This is a genomic window from Shouchella miscanthi (assembly GCF_007725405.1).
GTDB lineage: Bacteria > Bacillota > Bacilli > Bacillales > Bacillaceae_D > Shouchella > Shouchella hunanensis.
Map to the genome: position 1 here is coordinate 720,947 of NZ_CP042163.1, position 17,500 is coordinate 738,446.

At 33.3% G+C, this 17,500-nt stretch carries 18 protein-coding genes and 2 pseudogenes; 16 read left to right on the forward strand and 4 right to left on the reverse strand.

Annotated elements, in window-relative coordinates:
- The first annotated feature begins 104 nt into the window (after positions 1–104).
- The 4 genes from FPV17_RS03460 to FPV17_RS03475 are packed head-to-tail and all read left to right on the forward strand — an operon-like array spanning position 105 to position 3,196.
- Entirely contained in the window at positions 105–710 is a 606-nt protein-coding gene (locus tag FPV17_RS03460) for a DUF6434 domain-containing protein (RefSeq protein WP_144558037.1), read from the forward strand.
- Between the two features lie 15 nt (positions 711–725).
- Positions 726–1,787, forward strand: a complete 1,062-nt coding sequence (gene dinB / locus FPV17_RS03465) for a DNA polymerase IV (protein ID WP_210244252.1) — start codon at positions 726–728, stop codon at positions 1,785–1,787.
- 17 nt (positions 1,788–1,804) lie between these two features.
- Positions 1,805–2,515: a thioesterase II family protein gene (locus FPV17_RS03470; RefSeq protein WP_144558041.1), complete on the forward strand. Its 711-nt coding sequence runs from the start codon at positions 1,805–1,807 to the stop codon at positions 2,513–2,515.
- A complete protein-coding gene (locus FPV17_RS03475) occupies positions 2,516–3,196 on the forward strand; it encodes a 4'-phosphopantetheinyl transferase family protein (protein WP_144558043.1) in 681 nt (226 codons plus the stop codon). It abuts the gene before it with no gap.
- Between the two features lie 298 nt (positions 3,197–3,494).
- Here the strand turns inward: FPV17_RS03475 and FPV17_RS03480 are convergent, their stop codons facing one another.
- Positions 3,495–3,692 (reverse strand): hypothetical protein, encoded by a 198-nt coding sequence (locus FPV17_RS03480; protein WP_144558045.1) that lies wholly within the window; start codon positions 3,690–3,692, stop codon positions 3,495–3,497.
- A 137-nt stretch (positions 3,693–3,829) separates the two neighbouring features.
- Positions 3,830–4,102 carry a hypothetical protein gene (locus FPV17_RS03485; RefSeq protein ID WP_144558047.1) on the reverse strand — a complete coding sequence of 91 codons (273 nt, stop codon included), beginning with the start codon at positions 4,100–4,102 and terminating at the stop codon, positions 3,830–3,832.
- 223 nt (positions 4,103–4,325) lie between these two features.
- Here FPV17_RS03485 and FPV17_RS03490 point away from each other — a divergent pair, with 223 nt between their 5' ends.
- The 6 genes and pseudogenes from FPV17_RS03490 to FPV17_RS03510 form a co-directional block, all read left to right on the forward strand.
- Positions 4,326–4,616 carry a hypothetical protein gene (locus FPV17_RS03490; RefSeq protein WP_144558049.1) on the forward strand — a complete coding sequence of 97 codons (291 nt, stop codon included), beginning with the start codon at positions 4,326–4,328 and terminating at the stop codon, positions 4,614–4,616.
- 336 nt (positions 4,617–4,952) lie between these two features.
- A complete protein-coding gene (locus tag FPV17_RS22350) occupies positions 4,953–5,084 on the forward strand; it encodes a hypothetical protein (protein WP_281284326.1) in 132 nt (43 codons plus the stop codon).
- A 751-nt stretch (positions 5,085–5,835) separates the two neighbouring features.
- Positions 5,836–8,238: an ATP-binding protein gene (locus FPV17_RS03495; protein WP_144558051.1), complete on the forward strand. Its 2,403-nt coding sequence runs from the start codon at positions 5,836–5,838 to the stop codon at positions 8,236–8,238.
- A gap of 16 nt (positions 8,239–8,254) precedes the next feature.
- Complete coding sequence (locus tag FPV17_RS03500) at positions 8,255–9,232, forward strand: TIR domain-containing protein (protein ID WP_144558053.1); 978 nt, start codon at positions 8,255–8,257, stop codon at positions 9,230–9,232.
- Between the two features lie 75 nt (positions 9,233–9,307).
- A complete protein-coding gene (locus tag FPV17_RS03505) occupies positions 9,308–9,859 on the forward strand; it encodes a helix-turn-helix domain-containing protein (RefSeq protein ID WP_035399113.1) in 552 nt (183 codons plus the stop codon).
- A pseudogene (locus FPV17_RS03510) lies at positions 9,742–10,686 on the forward strand (IS3 family transposase); the annotation flags it as partial. The gene FPV17_RS03505 and the pseudogene FPV17_RS03510, both read left to right, overlap by 118 nt.
- A 181-nt stretch (positions 10,687–10,867) precedes the next feature.
- On the opposite strand, the gene FPV17_RS03515 reads toward FPV17_RS03510, so the two are convergent.
- Positions 10,868–11,932 (reverse strand): toll/interleukin-1 receptor domain-containing protein, encoded by a 1,065-nt coding sequence (locus FPV17_RS03515; RefSeq protein ID WP_186370720.1) that lies wholly within the window; start codon positions 11,930–11,932, stop codon positions 10,868–10,870.
- Positions 11,933–12,221: 289 nt separating this feature from the next.
- On the opposite strand from FPV17_RS03515, the gene FPV17_RS03520 reads away from it, so the two are divergent.
- Entirely contained in the window at positions 12,222–12,914 is a 693-nt protein-coding gene (locus FPV17_RS03520) for a hypothetical protein (RefSeq protein WP_144558058.1), read from the forward strand.
- 58 nt (positions 12,915–12,972) lie between these two features.
- Here the strand turns inward: FPV17_RS03520 and FPV17_RS03525 are convergent.
- Positions 12,973–13,134, reverse strand: a pseudogene (locus FPV17_RS03525) (recombinase family protein); the annotation flags it as partial.
- A gap of 1,102 nt (positions 13,135–14,236) precedes the next feature.
- Between FPV17_RS03525 and FPV17_RS03530 the strand changes: the two are divergent.
- The 5 genes from FPV17_RS03530 to FPV17_RS03550 all read left to right on the forward strand — a co-directional run bounded on the left by FPV17_RS03530 (position 14,237) and on the right by FPV17_RS03550 (position 17,493).
- A complete protein-coding gene (locus tag FPV17_RS03530; protein ID WP_186370721.1) occupies positions 14,237–14,806 on the forward strand; it encodes an HNH endonuclease signature motif containing protein in 570 nt (189 codons plus the stop codon).
- Positions 14,807–14,873: 67 nt separating this feature from the next.
- The gene (locus FPV17_RS03535; protein WP_060705785.1) at positions 14,874–15,344 is read left to right on the forward strand and encodes an SMI1/KNR4 family protein; all 471 of its coding nucleotides are present in this window, start codon (positions 14,874–14,876) and stop codon (positions 15,342–15,344) included.
- 67 nt (positions 15,345–15,411) lie between these two features.
- Positions 15,412–15,648 carry an immunity protein YezG family protein gene (locus tag FPV17_RS03540; RefSeq protein ID WP_052008293.1) on the forward strand — a complete coding sequence of 79 codons (237 nt, stop codon included), beginning with the start codon at positions 15,412–15,414 and terminating at the stop codon, positions 15,646–15,648.
- A gap of 292 nt (positions 15,649–15,940) precedes the next feature.
- Complete coding sequence (locus FPV17_RS22480; RefSeq protein WP_081762420.1) at positions 15,941–16,078, forward strand: DNA/RNA non-specific endonuclease; 138 nt, start codon at positions 15,941–15,943, stop codon at positions 16,076–16,078.
- Between the two features lie 449 nt (positions 16,079–16,527).
- Positions 16,528–17,493 (forward strand): ABC transporter permease, encoded by a 966-nt coding sequence (locus FPV17_RS03550; protein ID WP_035398315.1) that lies wholly within the window; start codon positions 16,528–16,530, stop codon positions 17,491–17,493.
- Positions 17,494–17,500: the final 7 nt, after the last annotated feature.

The window sequence follows — 17,500 nt, forward strand, 5'->3', positions numbered from 1 at the left end:
TGGGTTACTTATTAATTACAGTTTTGGGGGGGTTGCATGATCTGAGAAATTATAGGAAGATGATGATTAAGAAGTGAAATTTTAGGGAGGAAAGGTAATTAATAATGAGTAAAAAGAAACAAGATGAGCGTCCCATTTTAGATGAGAATATTTCTGTAGAGGATTTCCTGGATTTTTACTGGTTGAAGGAAGAATTACAAGCTTTTTGTAAAAAAATTGGGATGAGTGCTTCTGGCCCAAAAATAGAAATTGCAGAACGAATTGCGCATTATTTAAAGACAGGGCAACGGTTAAGAGTCAGTAAAGCGACTTCCGTATCTTATAGACAAACAAGCCAGCAAAAAAAGTTTGCGAATAATATGAGTTTAGAAACTGTAATTGAACCAGGTTTTAAATGTACTCAAGAACATAGAGAGTTTTTCAAGAGTGAAATCGGGCCGAAATTTCACTTTTCAGTTGGTTTGCAGAACTTTATTAAAGAAAATGCAGGAAAGACTTACAAAGATGTAGTAGACCACTATTATAAGATGCTAGAAGATAAGAAAAATGGGAAACGTACTACAATTTCTAAGCAGTTTGAATATAACACGTTTATTCGTGACTATTATGACGATCCAGCTAATAAAGGAAACCCACTAGACGAAGCAATAGCTTACTGGAAAGAAGTACGTAATCAACGTGGGGATAATGTATACAGACCCAAAAAATGAAGTGGGTGAATGAAAATGAACATCCGTAAAATTATACATATAGATATGGATGCATTCTATTCCTCTATAGAAGTTCGAGATAACCCCAAATTAAAAGGAAAGCCTATAGTAATTGCTCGAGATGCTAGGGAAAGAGGAGTAGTTACTACTTGTTCATATGAAGCCAGAAAATACGGTATTTACTCATCCATGCCTTCTTACAAGGCTCGTAAGCTCTGTCCTCATGCTATTTTTATTCAACCAAGACTTGATTATTATAAAAAAGTTTCTAAAGAAATAATGGAAATTTTCAGTCGGTATACAAACGTAATTGAACCAATAGCATTTGATGAAGCTTATTTGGATGTTACAACAAATTTTCTTGGTACATCGTCGGCAACGATAGTTGCAAGAGAAATTCAACGCACCATCTACCAAGAACTGGGTTTAACTTCTTCTGCAGGGGTTTCTTACAATAAATTTTTGTCTAAAATAGCATCAGATATTCAAAAGCCATGTGGACTAACCGTTGTACCACCAGATAAAGCTTTAGAATTCATAAGGGAATTACCAATATCAAAGTTTTTTGGTGTAGGTAAAGTTACGCTAAAAAAAATGAATGAATTGGGTATCTATACAGGAGCTGATTTAATCAATTGGAGTGAGGAGGATTTAATTAGACATTTTAATAAACGAGGTCATATACTGTATCGAAATGTCAGAGGAGAAGACAACTCTCCGGTTGTAAATGAAAGAAAAAGAAAGTCTTTGGGAAAAGAATATACATTTCACAAGGATATAAATGACGAAGAAGTAGTCTTTAAAAAAATTAAAGAACTATCAAATATTTTGTCCCACAACCTTAATGACTTACATTTAACAGGAAAAGTAATTAAGCTGAAAGTCCGTTTTGGAGACTATTCTTCAGTAACTAAGCAAAAATCAAAAGACCTAAGAGAAACACTAGATATATATAACACAGCATTGGAATTATGGGATAAACTCGAAAAACAAGGACCAATTCGTAATGTAGGAATTTATGTTTCAAGTCTGAAGGAAGAGATAAAAGAAGAAGGTTTTCTAGAAGGTTTTAATTAGAGAAAGGAGACTGTATATTGAAATTAATTTGTTTGCCTTATGCAGGAGGTTCCTCTGTGGTTTTTAGTAAATGGAAGGAACATTTCGAACCCGAAATAGAGATCTTAAATATTGAATTAGCAGGTAGAGGAAGAAGATTCCAAGAAGACTGTTATGAACAGGTAGAAGAAGCAGTATCGGATATTTATCATATACTAAGACCTATGCTTTTGAGTAATGAGCCGTATGCAATTTTTGGACATAGTATGGGAAGCTTACTAGCTTTTGAGCTATGTCATAAGATTCAAGAAGAAAATCATAAATTACCGATAGCTGTTTTTTTCTCTGCCAAATCAGCGCCACATCTTCCTCCTAAAGAACAGGTCCACCTTCTTGAAAAAGAACGTTTTATACAAAAAGTTTTTAGCCTAGGAGGTACTCCTAAGCAATTGCTTGATAATAGAGAACTTCTTGATCTATATCTTCCTTCCATCCGAGCTGATTATAAATTAGTTGAAACATACAAATTTAAGGAGAGAAAAAACTTATTAGACATTCCATTCTATATCTTTTACGGTGATAAAGATGATATCAGCATGGATAAACTGAAAGGTTGGGAATTACATGGAAGCAAAGAATGTAGATGGTATGAATTTATAGGGGGACATTTCTTTATTCAATCGCAAGAATATAGAGTTACTGCTTTAATTGATTCGTTATTAAATAATCTTGTGAAGTTAAAAATCTAAATGAGTACGAATGTATACGCATTTGAGATATCTAAACCTTTTTCGGAATCTCAAAAGGAGCTGTTCCTTCATCAAATTCCATTAGACAGGCAAGAAAGAGTTCGAAGTTATGTAAGAGAGGAAGACGCTATACGCTCTTTATGTGGATCACTTCTCATCAAATATATTTTATGGAAAGAACTACAAATAACGAAATTCAACCTTAACTATAACAAATATGGAAAACCATCCATAGCAGAGTTCCCTAACTTTCATTATAATTTGTCTCATTCTCATAATTGGATAGTATGTGCAACAAACAATAAAGAAGTAGGTATTGATATTGAGAAAATAAAAGAGATTGATTTAGGAATTGCCGAGAGGTTCTTTACTTCAGCTGAATTTGACGATATAAAAAAAATGCCTACTCTAAACGATAAGTTAACGCGTTTTTATGAGTTTTGGACAATGAAAGAAGCTTTTATAAAAAATTTAGGCAAAGGTCTATCGGTTCCTCTAAATTCTTTTTGTATTAGGCAAGAAAATAATTTGTATGTAACAAATGATAAGAGTTCTAAATTATATTATTTCAAACAACCACTTATTGATACAGGATATAAACTAGCGGTTTGTACTCAGCAAGAAATATTAGATATTAACATTAAATATATTGATATTAAGGATTTTAACATTTTACTATAGAAATAAGAGATATTCTTGAGGATATCTAAATGAAGAATAGAATTTCACGTACTATAATATTTAAATAAGTATACAATCAAAAATCAATTACATATGTATAAATTATTATGTTAAAGGCGCGGATTCAAGAAAATTAAAGACTATTAAGGTACTTAGCTACCTTAATAGTCTTTCTTGGAACAGTGGTCTACTCAAAACAGACTCTTTAAGTAAAACGAAACACACTGAAATAAAATCGAATATTTATCATTTACAAAGATCTCCCACGGGAACCATTACCGTAGGAAATCCTTAAAAATTATCGCTTATATCGATTCATTAATTTTTTTATTATCCCTTTTTCTTTGCTTGCTAGTACCCACTTTACCTGCTCAGTTTCTTGCTCTTGTAACACATTCTTTTTATTCAATATCTCTCTTTGTATACGTTTACTATCATCATTTAATTTGATTAGTGTTTGATCCTTTTTATCAATTTCTTCTACTAACATTTTCATTAATAACGCGCAATCTCCTTTCGTGATCGGCAAATTTTTAATAATACTAATATGGGGTAGCGTCAGGAAAATACGGATTTACAACGTTAAGCAGCATTGCACATAGAAAAATCGGTTTTATCACAAACCACTTTAGTTCAAGAAACAGGAATCAGTAAAGTTAGAATAAGTAGGCTATGTATACCACCGGTAGTAACTTCATCAGCATAACTCAAAATAATTCTTTTATCTATACTGACCTTTTTGCTTGTTGCTTTAAAACGAGCGTGTCCCTCATAATGATTATTCTTACCGTGACTATTTGGTATTTTAAAACTATGACCAGAGTAATTAGAACTTGATGCTCTATCATACTTAAACCTATCCGTATTACCTGGTATAGCGTTTACCAAACGAACATTTAATCCCACATTACCCGCTACTGTGTCCCAATTTGAATCATGTAATACAAAACCAAATGAATACCCTTTTAATCTATTCGATGTTTTCCAAATAAAACTAGGATAGAAAGTGTGAGTCAGAAGAATTGCCCGAATTAAAGGCTCTTATTTTACGCAGCTTAGGGTTGAACCGAGTGAGGCAAAATCGTTCTTTGTACAAGCCCTAGACATTAAGGAGCATGAAACGACCAAAGTGGGGAGAAAGACGAAAGCTGATCTAGCTTTTAGTCACCCACGACTAGGAAGCTTTGAACCAGCAAAGATCATACTAAGAGAAATTGAGGAATGGACGCAGCAAGACAACGAGTATCACGCAAAGACACTTATCTATCAAAACATATATATCGTTGCAAATGTACAAGGATTCGGCGAATTAATACAGCATGAGTTGTTATATTTTGACGCTGGTGAGGTCGCAGTCGAACTCGTTAGTTATTACGAGGAACATAACAATATTTCGATGCGCTCTATTATACAAAATTAGCTCTAGATCTGAAAGTAAAAAATCATCTATTAGGGAGTGTTGAGCCTGAAAATCCTAAGTAATTTTTTTGTTGCAGCTGTGGCTAGTATAATTTTCCTTTAAGTATCAAATATTAACGAAGATGAAACGGTTTTTAGTCCAACCGGAAAAACTGATTTACAGACTTAATAACATATATGTTTCTTGTTTAACAGGCTTATTTTGCACCTTTGAAGATTCATTTATCGGCGGAACATAAGGTTAAGTTCTTAGCCAGTATTTATGCTATACTTGTCTGTAAGATAAAGCAGAACAGCTCGAAGGGCGGCGACACCTCTACGAAAGGAGGTGTTTGCTTTGACGATTTATGAAGCACATTCGTTAGCCAATCAACAAGTGGCTAATCTAATAGCAATTGGTGGTGTATTTGTAGCCTTTTTGGCCATTGCTGTTACAGTCGTGCTCTATATCGTTAGAAACACAAAATAGCCCCTTGAGCGACCAACTCGAATAAGGGCTATTGTAGAAATCCTATAAGCGCCAACCTTTGAGTTGACTAAACTGTTTTACGCCTGTATTTGTGTGTCCAGCACAGATACAGGTCTTTTTAGTATTCCTAAGTACTCTAAATATATACTCGTAGTATAAGTCAATTAAAGATGAACTGTCAACAAAACAGATTGTCTTTTAAAGACCTAAATTTATAATTTCACGTACCGTATTTTTTAATTAATAAATATAACAACCACCATCAAGCCTTGCTTAGCTGTACTGATAATATAATTCCTCTATTAAATATAGTCATGAAGAACAGCAAGATTTATATAGAAGCGCAAAAAAAACCGAGTATCCTGTGAGTAAAAGTGACCTACAAGGAAATAAAATCTGCCTGGGGGTATTTTTAATATTATACACACGTATGAAGAAATAACGAGAAAAACAGAATAATTACTGTTCAGTATTACGTAATATTTATACTTTAACGGTAACATCTATATTAAATAGGACAATGAAATACATATTTCATTGTCCTTTTTAAACTAACTACCTTTAATTATTCTCATTGTCTCAAAGGTTAATCACTCTGAATGTTACAAATTTAGCACGAATATTGCTCACAGATACTTCAGTACACATATGGATTAAATGGTATAATTGTGGAAGTAATGTAGTTTGAACGTTATCATAGTAGCAATCTATTATAGATTAAATTAAGCAGCAAGAAAACGGGAGTGAATACATGAAAATTAGAGATCAATTTTTTGAAATAGCCATGGAAGGAAGTACATCTAAGATTGAGAATGAGTTAAATAGTATTAATGAGTCTTCTGAAACAAAGAAAAAAGAAATAAGAAGGAGATGGATATGGGAGTTAATCCAAAATGCATCCGATTGTACCCCAAAAGATAGTAAAATAGATATAATTTTAAATATTACTAAAGATAGCGTTGAGTTTAGTCATAACGGAAAACCTTTTACCTACAACGATTTACTTTCACTAATAACACAATTTTCGTTAAAACAAAAATCTAAAGATAAACTCACTGGAAAATTCGGAACTGGTTTTATGTCAACCCTTTTGCTATCAAAAATTGTTAATATTGAAGGGACGCTTATTCGTCAAGATGGTGCGTACACTAATATGAATTTTATTATTGATCGATCTAAATCAGACCATCTAGGTATTCAAGAACAAACTGAAGCAATGATAGATAAATTGGATGAATTAGATTTATCGACGGAGATCTCACATAGAATATCTACTACAAAGTTTATATATAATGTAAGTAGTTCTGAGGATTCAAGAGAAGCAGTTGTATTAGGTGTTAAGGATCTGTTATCAACAGTATCATATCTAATTGCTTTTAACCAAAATATCAATACTATTAGTATTAATGGGAAGGTTTACTCAAAGGAACAAGACTATTTTATTAATAATGGTCAAATAAATGTTTTTAGTGTTAAAGAGGAGTACCAAGATAATATAAAGTATTTTCATTTATGGAAGCTTGAAAGAAATAACGTAACTATTGCATGTCCTGTTGATTACAACCATGAAACAAGTATATTTAACTTTTTACCTATCGATGAATCGACACCAAAATTATTTTGTAACTTTCCATTAATTGGTACTGAATCTTTCTCATTTCCAATTATTTTGAATTCTGACTTGTTCCAAGTTCATATAGATCGCAATGCAATTCGAGATACAAATCCTAAAAACAAAGAATTAATTCAAGAAGCTATTTCTTTGTATAAGTTATTAATAGAATTTTGTTCAAGCACCATTACTAAAGATGAATTTAATATTTGTATTATTGAAGAGAACAATCATGATGAACTGCCTATGATTTGCTATAGTGAAATTATGAGTTACATCAAGAAAATTGACTTAATACCAATCATTGATAATGAAGACAATATTCCTAGAAGATATGCATTTAATTATGGTCCAAAAAAGAAAGTTGTTCTTCCTAAGACCGATAAAGAAGAAAATGAAATTCCTTTATGGGAACTAATCTTTGAAGCTGGAGGTAAGATACCAACTAAGGAAACTTTTTTTGGTTGGCGAAAAGTTTTTGATTCTAACTTTAATTTCACCAATGTAAACTTACGATTCAAAGATAAAGAAATTGAAACTTTTTCTAGTAAACTTAAGAACGAAAGAAAAGCCCTAGAATGGTTAGAGCGATTTTATTCTTATTGGATTAAAGATATTGGTATAGAAAAGGTAATTAAACTGGCAATTGTACCTGCCCAGGACAGAAAGTTTCATGATTTCAATAATGTACTATTTGATTCAGGTATAGACCCCGATTTAAAAGATATACTATTTGAATTAGAACCATCTAAAAAAAGTAAGCTTCTAAGTAGTGAAATTAAATCTTTTGATTCATATTATGATAGTCATAAGGACGAACAAGAAGACAATGTCTCAATTGCTAATTTAATTGAAAAACGAGTAAACCAAATTCTTGCTAATGAACATTTAGGTGATTCTGAACGAAAAGCAGAGGTACAAGCTACATTTACTAAATTAAATTATTTTATTTTGAAGGAACAGGAATTATCAGAAGAGATTTTCCCTAAAATTATGAATAAAAGATTTCGGTTAACTTCAAATGAGGAATCTCTTGAAATGTTGGAAGTGGCCAATAAGGTTAAACAGCATAATTTAAATTTAGACGAGATTATAACCAACCAAACGAAAATAGATTATTTACTTGATAATTTGGATAATCCCTCTTTCTCGAAAGAAGAAATACTCGATCTTCTAAGGCATAAAGTTAAATCAACTAAAGAAAACTTCGAGTATTTAATTAATAGAAGTATCGATAATGTTTATGAGCACTTAAATAGTAATCCATTATACGACCTCCCTGATACAGTGGATGAATGGAAAGAAAGTAGTCATTCAAGTACTGTATTTGAAGTATTAAAAGAATCAGAAGTAGTTTTTATTGTTATACGACCTAGTGATGAAAATCAAATATTCTTTTACTACGAAGAAGAATTAGAAGCGCTTGATAGTAACAACTATGAATTATGGACAGATAATGGAAATGAATGCAACGAACTAACTTTAGGCGAATTATTGAAAACAACCGGAATTACGAGAATTCCATTAAAAAATTTATTCTGATTAAGGAGTTCTAAACTTGAGTAATAAAAATCAAATTCTTGATGCTATTAGTACGTATGATAGAAAAAATAAAGTGTACGTGCATCCAATCCTTACACCAGATATGGCAGCTAAGTATATTTCTGCTTTTGCCAACGGAAGTGGGGGAGATATCGTTCTTGGAGTAAAAGATGATGGATTAAACTTAAAAGTAAAGAAATATTCGTTTCAAATTAAAATTCAGTTTCAGAAAGCTCTAGAGCTTCTAAATAGAGAAGTGGATTTTGTATTGGATAGTATAGAATACAACGGAGTAAATCTTCCTTTTATTTCTATTAGTAAATCGGAGCATTTAGTTAAAGCAAGTAATAAGCCATACAAATTCACTAATCAGGGAGAATTAATTGAAATGAAAATTAATAAGGTATTTCTTTCATATGCACATGATGACAGTGATCTTGCAGATATAATAGAGACAAGTCTAAATAAGTCTTATGATATTGATGTGACAAGAGATGTTAGAGTAGTTGATTTTGGGGAAGATCTTGAAGAGTTTATGAGGACTATTCGTAAGCATGATTATGTCCTATCTGTTGTTACAAAGTCTTATCTAGAATCTGTAAACTGTATGTACGAAATAACGCAAGCTATGAAAGATGAAAATTTTAAAGAGAGACTGTTGTTTATTGTCGTTGACTCTAAGAAAGATCTTGTATTCTACAAGGAAGAAAAAGATCCTGAAGATATTAATTCTCAGGTGTATGACGCTGATAAACGGTTTGATTATACTATCAAATGGAATACAAAAATTAAAGGCATGAACGAAAAACTAAGAGATGCTAATATTCCTGCTCAACTCACTACGGAATATACCTTATCCATACGAAAACTAGATTCAATAGTTGTTTCTTCAAACGAATTCATGGAACTTGTTAGTCGTAAGTTAGGCGATTCTTTTTATAAGATGCAAGAAGATGATTTTAAAATATTTAGAGATAGAATTAGAAATAATTAATTTAGTTAAAGCCCTGCTAATGGTGCTGCACCCCAAATGTTAGAGTAAAAATCTAGCACTTGGGGTGTTTTTTCTATGTCAAAATATAGTGACGAATTTAAACTGAAAATCATTAAAGAATATGTAGATGGATACCTGGGGTATCAATTACTCGCTAAAAAATATAACATCCCTGATACAAAAATCATTCGAAGGTGGGTACGCGCATTTCAAGCGTTTGGCGTAGATGGGATTAAAAGAAAACGTAAAAAGGCAACTTACTCTGTTTCATTTAAACTCGATGTATTACACTATATGGAACGGACTGGCGCCTCGTTCCAAGATACAGCGATTGAATTTGGGTTAACTAACCCACCTTTAATTTCTAATTGGAAAAAGAAGTATAGAGAAAAAGGCGTGGAAGGTCTGAATCAGCCGAAAGGACGACCTCCCATGACGAAAAAGAAAAAACAACTAGTAAAGAAAGAAGAATCACGCGAAAAACAATTAGAAACGGAGATCGAAGAGCTTCGTTTGGAGGTTGCTTATTTAAAAAAGTTGAACGCTTTTCGGGAGAACCCGGACACCTTCCTCGAAAAGCACAAGCAGCGCTGGCATTCGAACTCAAAGAAGAAGGATTCCCATTAAAAAGCGTATTGGCCAAGGTCGGTATACCATCAGCAACTTATCACTATCATATGAACCAATTCAAGAAATCCGACCCAGATCAAAAGTGGAAAGCACTGATTCGTGAACTTTTTCAAGAGCATAAAGGAAGGTATGGCTATCGTCGCATTCATTCAGAATTAAGAAAGAGAGGATACGTCATCAATCATAAAAAAGTTCAGAGGCTTATGAAAGCATTAGGGTTGATGTGTGCAAAGTTTACACGTAAGTCACGGTATCGCTCCTATAAAGGGACGGTCGGGAAGGTAGCCAAAAACCGCTTAAATCGCCGATTTAAGACAAGTATTCGTCTCCAAAAAGTAGTGACGGACGTCACTGAGTTTAAATGTACCGAAGGTCAAAAACTGTATTTCAGTCCGATTATGGACTTGTATAATGGGGAAATCCTTTCGTTTGGGCTAACGAAAAAACCAACGCTCGATTTAGTTTTAAAACCACTTGACCAGGTCATTACGATTATGAAAAAAGATGCTCGATACCGAACAACCATCCACTCGGATCAAGGGTGGCATTATCAACATCAACGATGGGTAAGCACGTTGAAAGAAAACAAGATTTATCAAAGTATGTCTCGTAAAGCGACGTGTGCAGACAATGCGGCTATGGAGAACTTTTTCGGCATCATGAAACAGGAAATGTACTATGGTGAAGTTCTTGTGGACTTTGAGATCTTAAAACAACGAATCAAAGCGTATGTCGAATATTACAATACAAAGCGAATAAAACAAAAATTGGCTGGACTAAGCCCGGTACAATACCGAACTCAGTTTAGCCAATTAACTGCATAAATGAAACTCTAACTATTGGGGGTCACTACCTAATTCAGGGCTTTTTGTTTGTACTTTTCCATGCCTAACCGTTTATATAGTATCACGGTTTAGAGTGTGTTTTATCTACATAACATACGATACGATGGTTTGCTTTGTATTAATACATAAATATACATATATTTGTGTATTTATTACATCATTATCGAGCCGAATCGTATACAGTTACACTAAATTCTTTTACCCAAAAATCTCTTAAATCTAAATCAAGCATATTGTCTTCACCATGTTTAGCATTGTAATGTTTTACTAGGGCGTCATGGTTTTCTTCTATAAAATACTGAAAATCTTGTAACATGTAATGGACCTTCTCCACTTTAGGATGATCTTTATTTAATTCATATGCATTATAATCCTCGATAAAAAATATTTCTTTTCGATTAACAGCTGCTTTTAAATCAGACGTATGAAAACCATCTTCTGAAAAGTAACCACTGTGAATGTATTGTTCATAGAAAACACTAGCTGTTATGAAGGATAATGAATTAAAACTGGATTTTATATTACCAGCAAAGGACTCGAATTTTTCCCATACATTGCTGTTTTCCAAGTCATATTGCTCTAATTCCTTGAAATCTTTCATACTTCTAATTCTTTTATTTTCTTTATTTAGCTTATCATTTTCTTCAATTAGGCTTTCTAAACTTAATTGTTGTTCTTGATTTTCCTTTATCAAGGATGCTTTACTACGTGTAATTATATCTCTATTTTTATTAATAAAAGGATTTAAAGATTCTCTGAAAAACCGCTTAATTCTCACACTTTCAGTTCTATCATCAAAAGCAACCTTATAATTTAGCTTAATTAGATTATCTCTAATGTCTCTAAGTAATGTTCTTAGTGATTCTTCTGACTCTAATATAGTCATTTGTACATGAGAAAAATTGAAGGGTGTATCTGCTAAAGAATCCTTATTAGTTGGTGGAACCATGATTGGAACGACTTTAAGTTCTTTAATCCAACTGGCACCTAATTCAATATGGCAATAACTACTTTCTAGGAAATTAGGTGTCACAATAGCAACTACTAAGTCACTTTTATCAAGTTCAACCCTTATTCTGTCTAACCATTTATCACCACTTCTTATTTCTCCTCCAGAGGTATAAAAGAATTCATCTCTTTTAAGTTCTAAAGTTACTTGTATAAGATCTATAAGTGATGTAACAAATGATTCATCTTTAGAAGCGTGACTAAAAAATATTTTCATGAGTACCATTCCTTTGTTTTTTATAATAAGTAGTCATAGATAGCATATCAAAGTTAATTCATAAATTGTGGATTTTATGACGACATCGCTTATAAAGGTATACCTTTATAATGTAACCAGTCTCCACTTGTATTGAGTCTCCGCATGAGTATAAAGGCCTTCGAATTGTTAGTAGAGCAGAAAAGAACTTAGAAAATTCAGGCTGTGGAATCGCTGTAGCTAGACGCAATGGGAGACATTTAGGTTTACCAAAACAGGGTAATAGTATAGAAAGTTAACCGCAGAACTAATGATAGATACCACAAGTACACTTATACCTGGTCTAGGAGGTGCTATATCATCGTATAAAAGACTACGAGCAGAGAGAAATCTAAAAATACTTATTTACCAACTTCATAAAAGACAAGGTGAAATTATAAGCAACTTAAAAAAACAAAGTGACGACAACAAAGATAAACTAGATAAATTATTAGAAATAGTCTTAATAGCAACTGAAGAATTCCAAGAAGAAAAAATAAATTATTTGGTTAATGGTTATGTGAATTTGACAAGGCACATTGAAATAACATCTGATTTTGTAATGTACTATTATGAAACTTTAAAACAATTACGACTGGTTGATTTATCGGTCTTGCGTTTATATTATAGAAATTCTTATTATTACAGCAATGATGAGAGTTATGAAACCTTTCAAACTGTTATGAATAAACATGGTATGTCTTATGATCAATATACTTCGGTCAGAGAAAACTTGATTAGAAATGGGTTGTTAGAAAGAGAAATTAAGGATGAACAAGAAAAAGATAGGAAAGCTTTAGAGGATGGGATTAACAGAATAATTGGTTACATCAAACATATTAATGGTAAAAGTAAGATGAGTCCTCCTAAGCTAACACCAACTAAAATAAAACAGAAATCAAAAGAAGTAATAAAAATAAATAGGTTTGGGAAGGATTTTTATAAATTCTTCTGTGAGTTATAATAACTTATTAACTTTAATCACTAGCAAAAAGGTAAACCAATCATTTTAGTTTACCTTTTTATTGTATTTCATTTTTTCTCCTAATTAAGGTGCGTTTTTGAATTCCAGTCATTTCTTCAACTTGTTTATAGGTATGTGTATCTAAAAGTTTTAAAGCATGCAACACTTGGTGCTTTGAATGCTTTCTCGGTCGCCCCTCACGAAAATCTGGTCGCTGCTTCTATGAAGAAAAGGATATAGTAACGTTTGTATTTAGTTGATCAATTCCCAGAACCATAGTAGTTAGCTTTGGTTTTTTTACTATAAATCAACCAAACAAACCGGATAATGACTAGAATTGTAAGCTATACGAGGTTGAGGAAGTTTCTTTTACCATTGGCTTTGCATAACGGGGTGAAGCATAAATATAAGGTTTAGTAGCCAGTTGAAAAAAAGTAGCGACATTTATCCTTATTTGATTGTCTCTGCAACGTAACTCAATATGTGCCACATCATACTAATGCTAAACAGCACTTGCTCTTGTTTCAGATGACACTAACTATAAGCTCATCGAATTTCAAAGAGGTAAAGGTTTTACTCTAGCGAACTTTGATAAGAAAGTTGTTGCAATAGCCGCATTCTATGTTCTAGTTATGGAGAAATTTCAACGCCCTGCAATAAATGAAACTATTAAAAGTAAAATTAGAAATTTGTAGCAAACCTCCTTTGGAAATAATGTAGTAGAAATGGAGTTAAAAATATTTTTGGATCCTAAATATTTCTCGTGTAACTCGTTAAAGAGAGCAACGATAAATCTAACAAGAAACACTAATGGATATATTATTTGTTATATTAATGATACAGGGGAACAAATTCCTATAACAAAAGGAAGGAAATACTATTTGGCAATTGTAGTGCTATTAAACTATGGATTTATCTTGTAAAGTTTCGTAGAAAATATACTTCCTGTTTTAATAAAGGAAGATAAATTTTCTAATACTGAAATTGAAAGTTTTAAGAGGTTATATTTAGGTAGATGACATCACGTAACTTAGTTTTATTGAGAAGGCTATATTGATGCAAAAGTAGCCTTAATAGGGTGAAAGGTGAATAGAATTTAATTGCTTTCAATGGAAGATGACTTTTATGAATAAACTCAAACATTGTATAGATTACTGAGCATTATGGTGTTTTTGAATCGTTTTAATGGAAAATGAAAATAAACTAAGAGTCACAGTTCTTTAAGGGGCTATGACTTCTTAAATTACTTTCGCCCGGGGATGGATAATCTCCAAACCAACCTCAATGGCAATACGCCTGCTCTTGCGCCAGCCGGAGGCCCAGTGAACCATGTGCCATATAATGCGATGGATTCGCGGAAGATTCAACAAGATGTTGGCGGGGTAAAGCAGGAGCAGTTGAGGAAGATTGAGGTAGGCAGTGGGGTAGAAGGTCCTAAAATACTCAACAATGGTAAATCATTGGACGAAATGGCTAAAATATACGCAGGAATGGTTATGTCCAATAAGAAGTGGTCATGGAATAAAGATGTGGAGAATGGTAAATCTTTATCGATTAAAGAGAAAAAGCTTATAAAAGAAAAAGCGATTGTGATGAATGCTATACCGAAAGTAGAAGTGAAGAGAGTTCATGGAATGAAATTTGGTTTTGCGGATTTTAAAAGTGCAGGATTGGTTTTAGAAACTAAATATCTACCTGAAAAATTATGGAAAACTTCTGACGTTGAACAATTTAATTGGTTGGATTCAGCTGTAGGTGGAAGAATTGCTGGAACGACATGGCATCATTCTGAAATTCCAGGGGAAATGCAGCTTGTTGAAACTGGTATACACGATATAATACCTCATAACGGGGGGAGAACAAAAGGAATGTGGGCTGATGCACCTAGGTAAGTGTTGTGTTAAATCTTTGTTATTTAAATTTACAGTTTTATAAACCTATAGTTAAGGGGTGTTTCATGTGAAGATTAAAGAAGAATCAATTGTAAAGCCTAAACCAACATTAGATCTACTAAATGAGGAGGAGAATATCTGGAATGTGGAACTTCCTAATGATTATAAGAAATTCTTAATCAATTATAATGGTGGTATTCCAGAACAAAATTCATTTAATGTTCAATCTCGTACCTATGCTATTGATCGATTTTTATGTGTTCTTGAGGAAAGTGATGAGAATGTTGAAAGTATTTACGATATAGATGTAACCTTGACAAGAATTGAAGAACGTTTAACAACAAATGAAGACTTGGTTGGGGTTGAACTTTTACCAATTGCAATTTTGTTTAATGGTGACTATGTATGCCTAGACTACAAAAATGTTAATAAGGAACCTCGTGTTTGCTTATGGAATCATGAGGAATCTGGGGAGCTTGATCCGATAACTTATCATGTCGCAAATAATTTTAATGAATGGATTAATTCATTAAAATAGCAGGAAAAGGGTTTGTTTTTTACAGGAGTAAGCGAAATACTTATGCCCAAAGAAAAGTTGGTGGTCAATGAATGAAGAAGAGTATTCTAGATTATGGAACAATCTTTTAGATACAATGCAAGAGTTAAAGAAAGCGTTTGTTGCAAACAAGCAGGAACCTAGGACAAATTTCACAATGCTTGTAGATAATACAGGAAAAATGAACATTGATTCTAGTTATGAAGATTTGTCTAATAGAGATCCTCATGTTAAAGCTCGACCTTTTACAACCATTGCTTCTAGTAGCAATGGTTGTTTCTCTTGACACCGTAGCTTGCAAAGCTTGGACAAGTCGGTGGCAAGGACGGCTACAAAACCCGGCATGAAATGGAATTACGATTGGCTGCGCAGACAACGTTTTTGATATCTTGGAAGGGGAAATACCAAAAGAGTTCAATTCGATTCCAAATGACCATGGTGGGAATGAAATTCTGATTGGAGTAAGTGGCGAAAGTAATCTTAATACGATCTTAAGCCATAGCCAAATAGCTCTAGGCTATGGCTTTTTCTGACGTACTTGTAGCTTAGAACACAAACGTGTTTAAAATTCGTGGAGGATAGCCCTTTCTGAAGGTAAATCTGTTGAAGTTCAAATCACTCCTATTTACAATGAACGTTCAAAGAGACCTACCTCTTTCGATATTGAATATAAAATAGATGGCAAAAGATTTGAAGATAACCTAACAAACTATTGATAGTGGAGGAATCACAATGAACGAGAAAATGTCTCGAGTGTTTATCGGAATAATGGCTTATGAGTAAAAGAGTCCACATAAAGAAGGTTGTAAATCAAGACTATTCATAACCACAAAGAAAAGCAGCCATTGGCTGCTTTTCTGTTGCGTTCATTTTGCTTGTTCTTTTGATTTCTTTGACTTTCTCGTAGTTCAGAACCAGCTTTTTATCCTCCCGCCCAAACCGTTACTCCTGCAGCATCTTTTTTAAGAAGCGTTCCGAACCCGCGCCACTCCGCTAATTATCAAAAACAACACATCCACAACATAATCAACATATCGGAATTGTTAAATCCACATAAATGAAAGCGTATTCAAAGTCTGGATCCCAGGTGTGAGAATGTTACATATTGATACAATTTCAAACGGAGTGCTACGATTGGAACAATTTAAGACGAAGGAGGAAATGGATGGGACTACAAACAAAAAAGCTGGTTTCTCAACAGACGAGCGCTCCGCCCCCGATCCTAAAGAGGAAAAAGAACAGAAAAATTTTGCAAAATTGGCAACTATATATTTTTATACTGCCAGCTTTTTTATATTTTTTTATCTTCCATTATATACCTCTTTACGGTGTGCAAATTGCTTTTAAGGATTTTACACCAACAGCAGGCATAACAGGAAGTGAATGGGTTGGCTTTAAGCATTTTATCCGCTTTTTTGATTCCTATTATTTTTGGGATTTAATTCGCAATACACTAGGCATTAGTGTGTACGAATTAATTGTTGGTTTTCCACTACCAATTATTTTGGCGTTATTATTAAATGAGGCAAAGGATAACTTTTTTAAACGTTCGGTTCAGACCGTCACGTATGCTCCGCATTTTATATCCGTGGTTGTCATTGCGGGAATGGTCATTGCTTTTCTTTCACCTGTTACCGGTGTTATTAATCATTTTGTTCAATTTCTAGGGTTTGAGCCAATTGCCTTTATGACAGATCCTGCTTGGTTTAAAACCGTATATGTATTATCTGGCGTATGGCAAAGTACGGGCTGGGGAACGATCATTTATTTGGCAGCGCTTTCTGGAGTGGACCCCCAGCATCATGAAGCGGCTATCGTGGAAGGGGCAAATCGATTACAGCGCATTTGGCATATTAACATCCCATTTATTTTCCCGACAATGGTTATTTTACTAATCATGAACGTTGGTAGCATTATGGCAATGGGCTTTGAAAAAATTCTCTTACTTCAAAATCCTTTAAATCTAGAGTCTTCAAATGTCATCGCAACGTTCGTTTACAAAGCAGGTTTACTTGATGCGCAATATAGTTTTGCATCTGCGGTAGGTCTCTTTAACGCAGTGATCAATGCCATTTTACTTATCGTTGTGAACCAAATTGCGAGAAAAACGAGTGAAACAAGTCTGTGGTAGGAGGGTA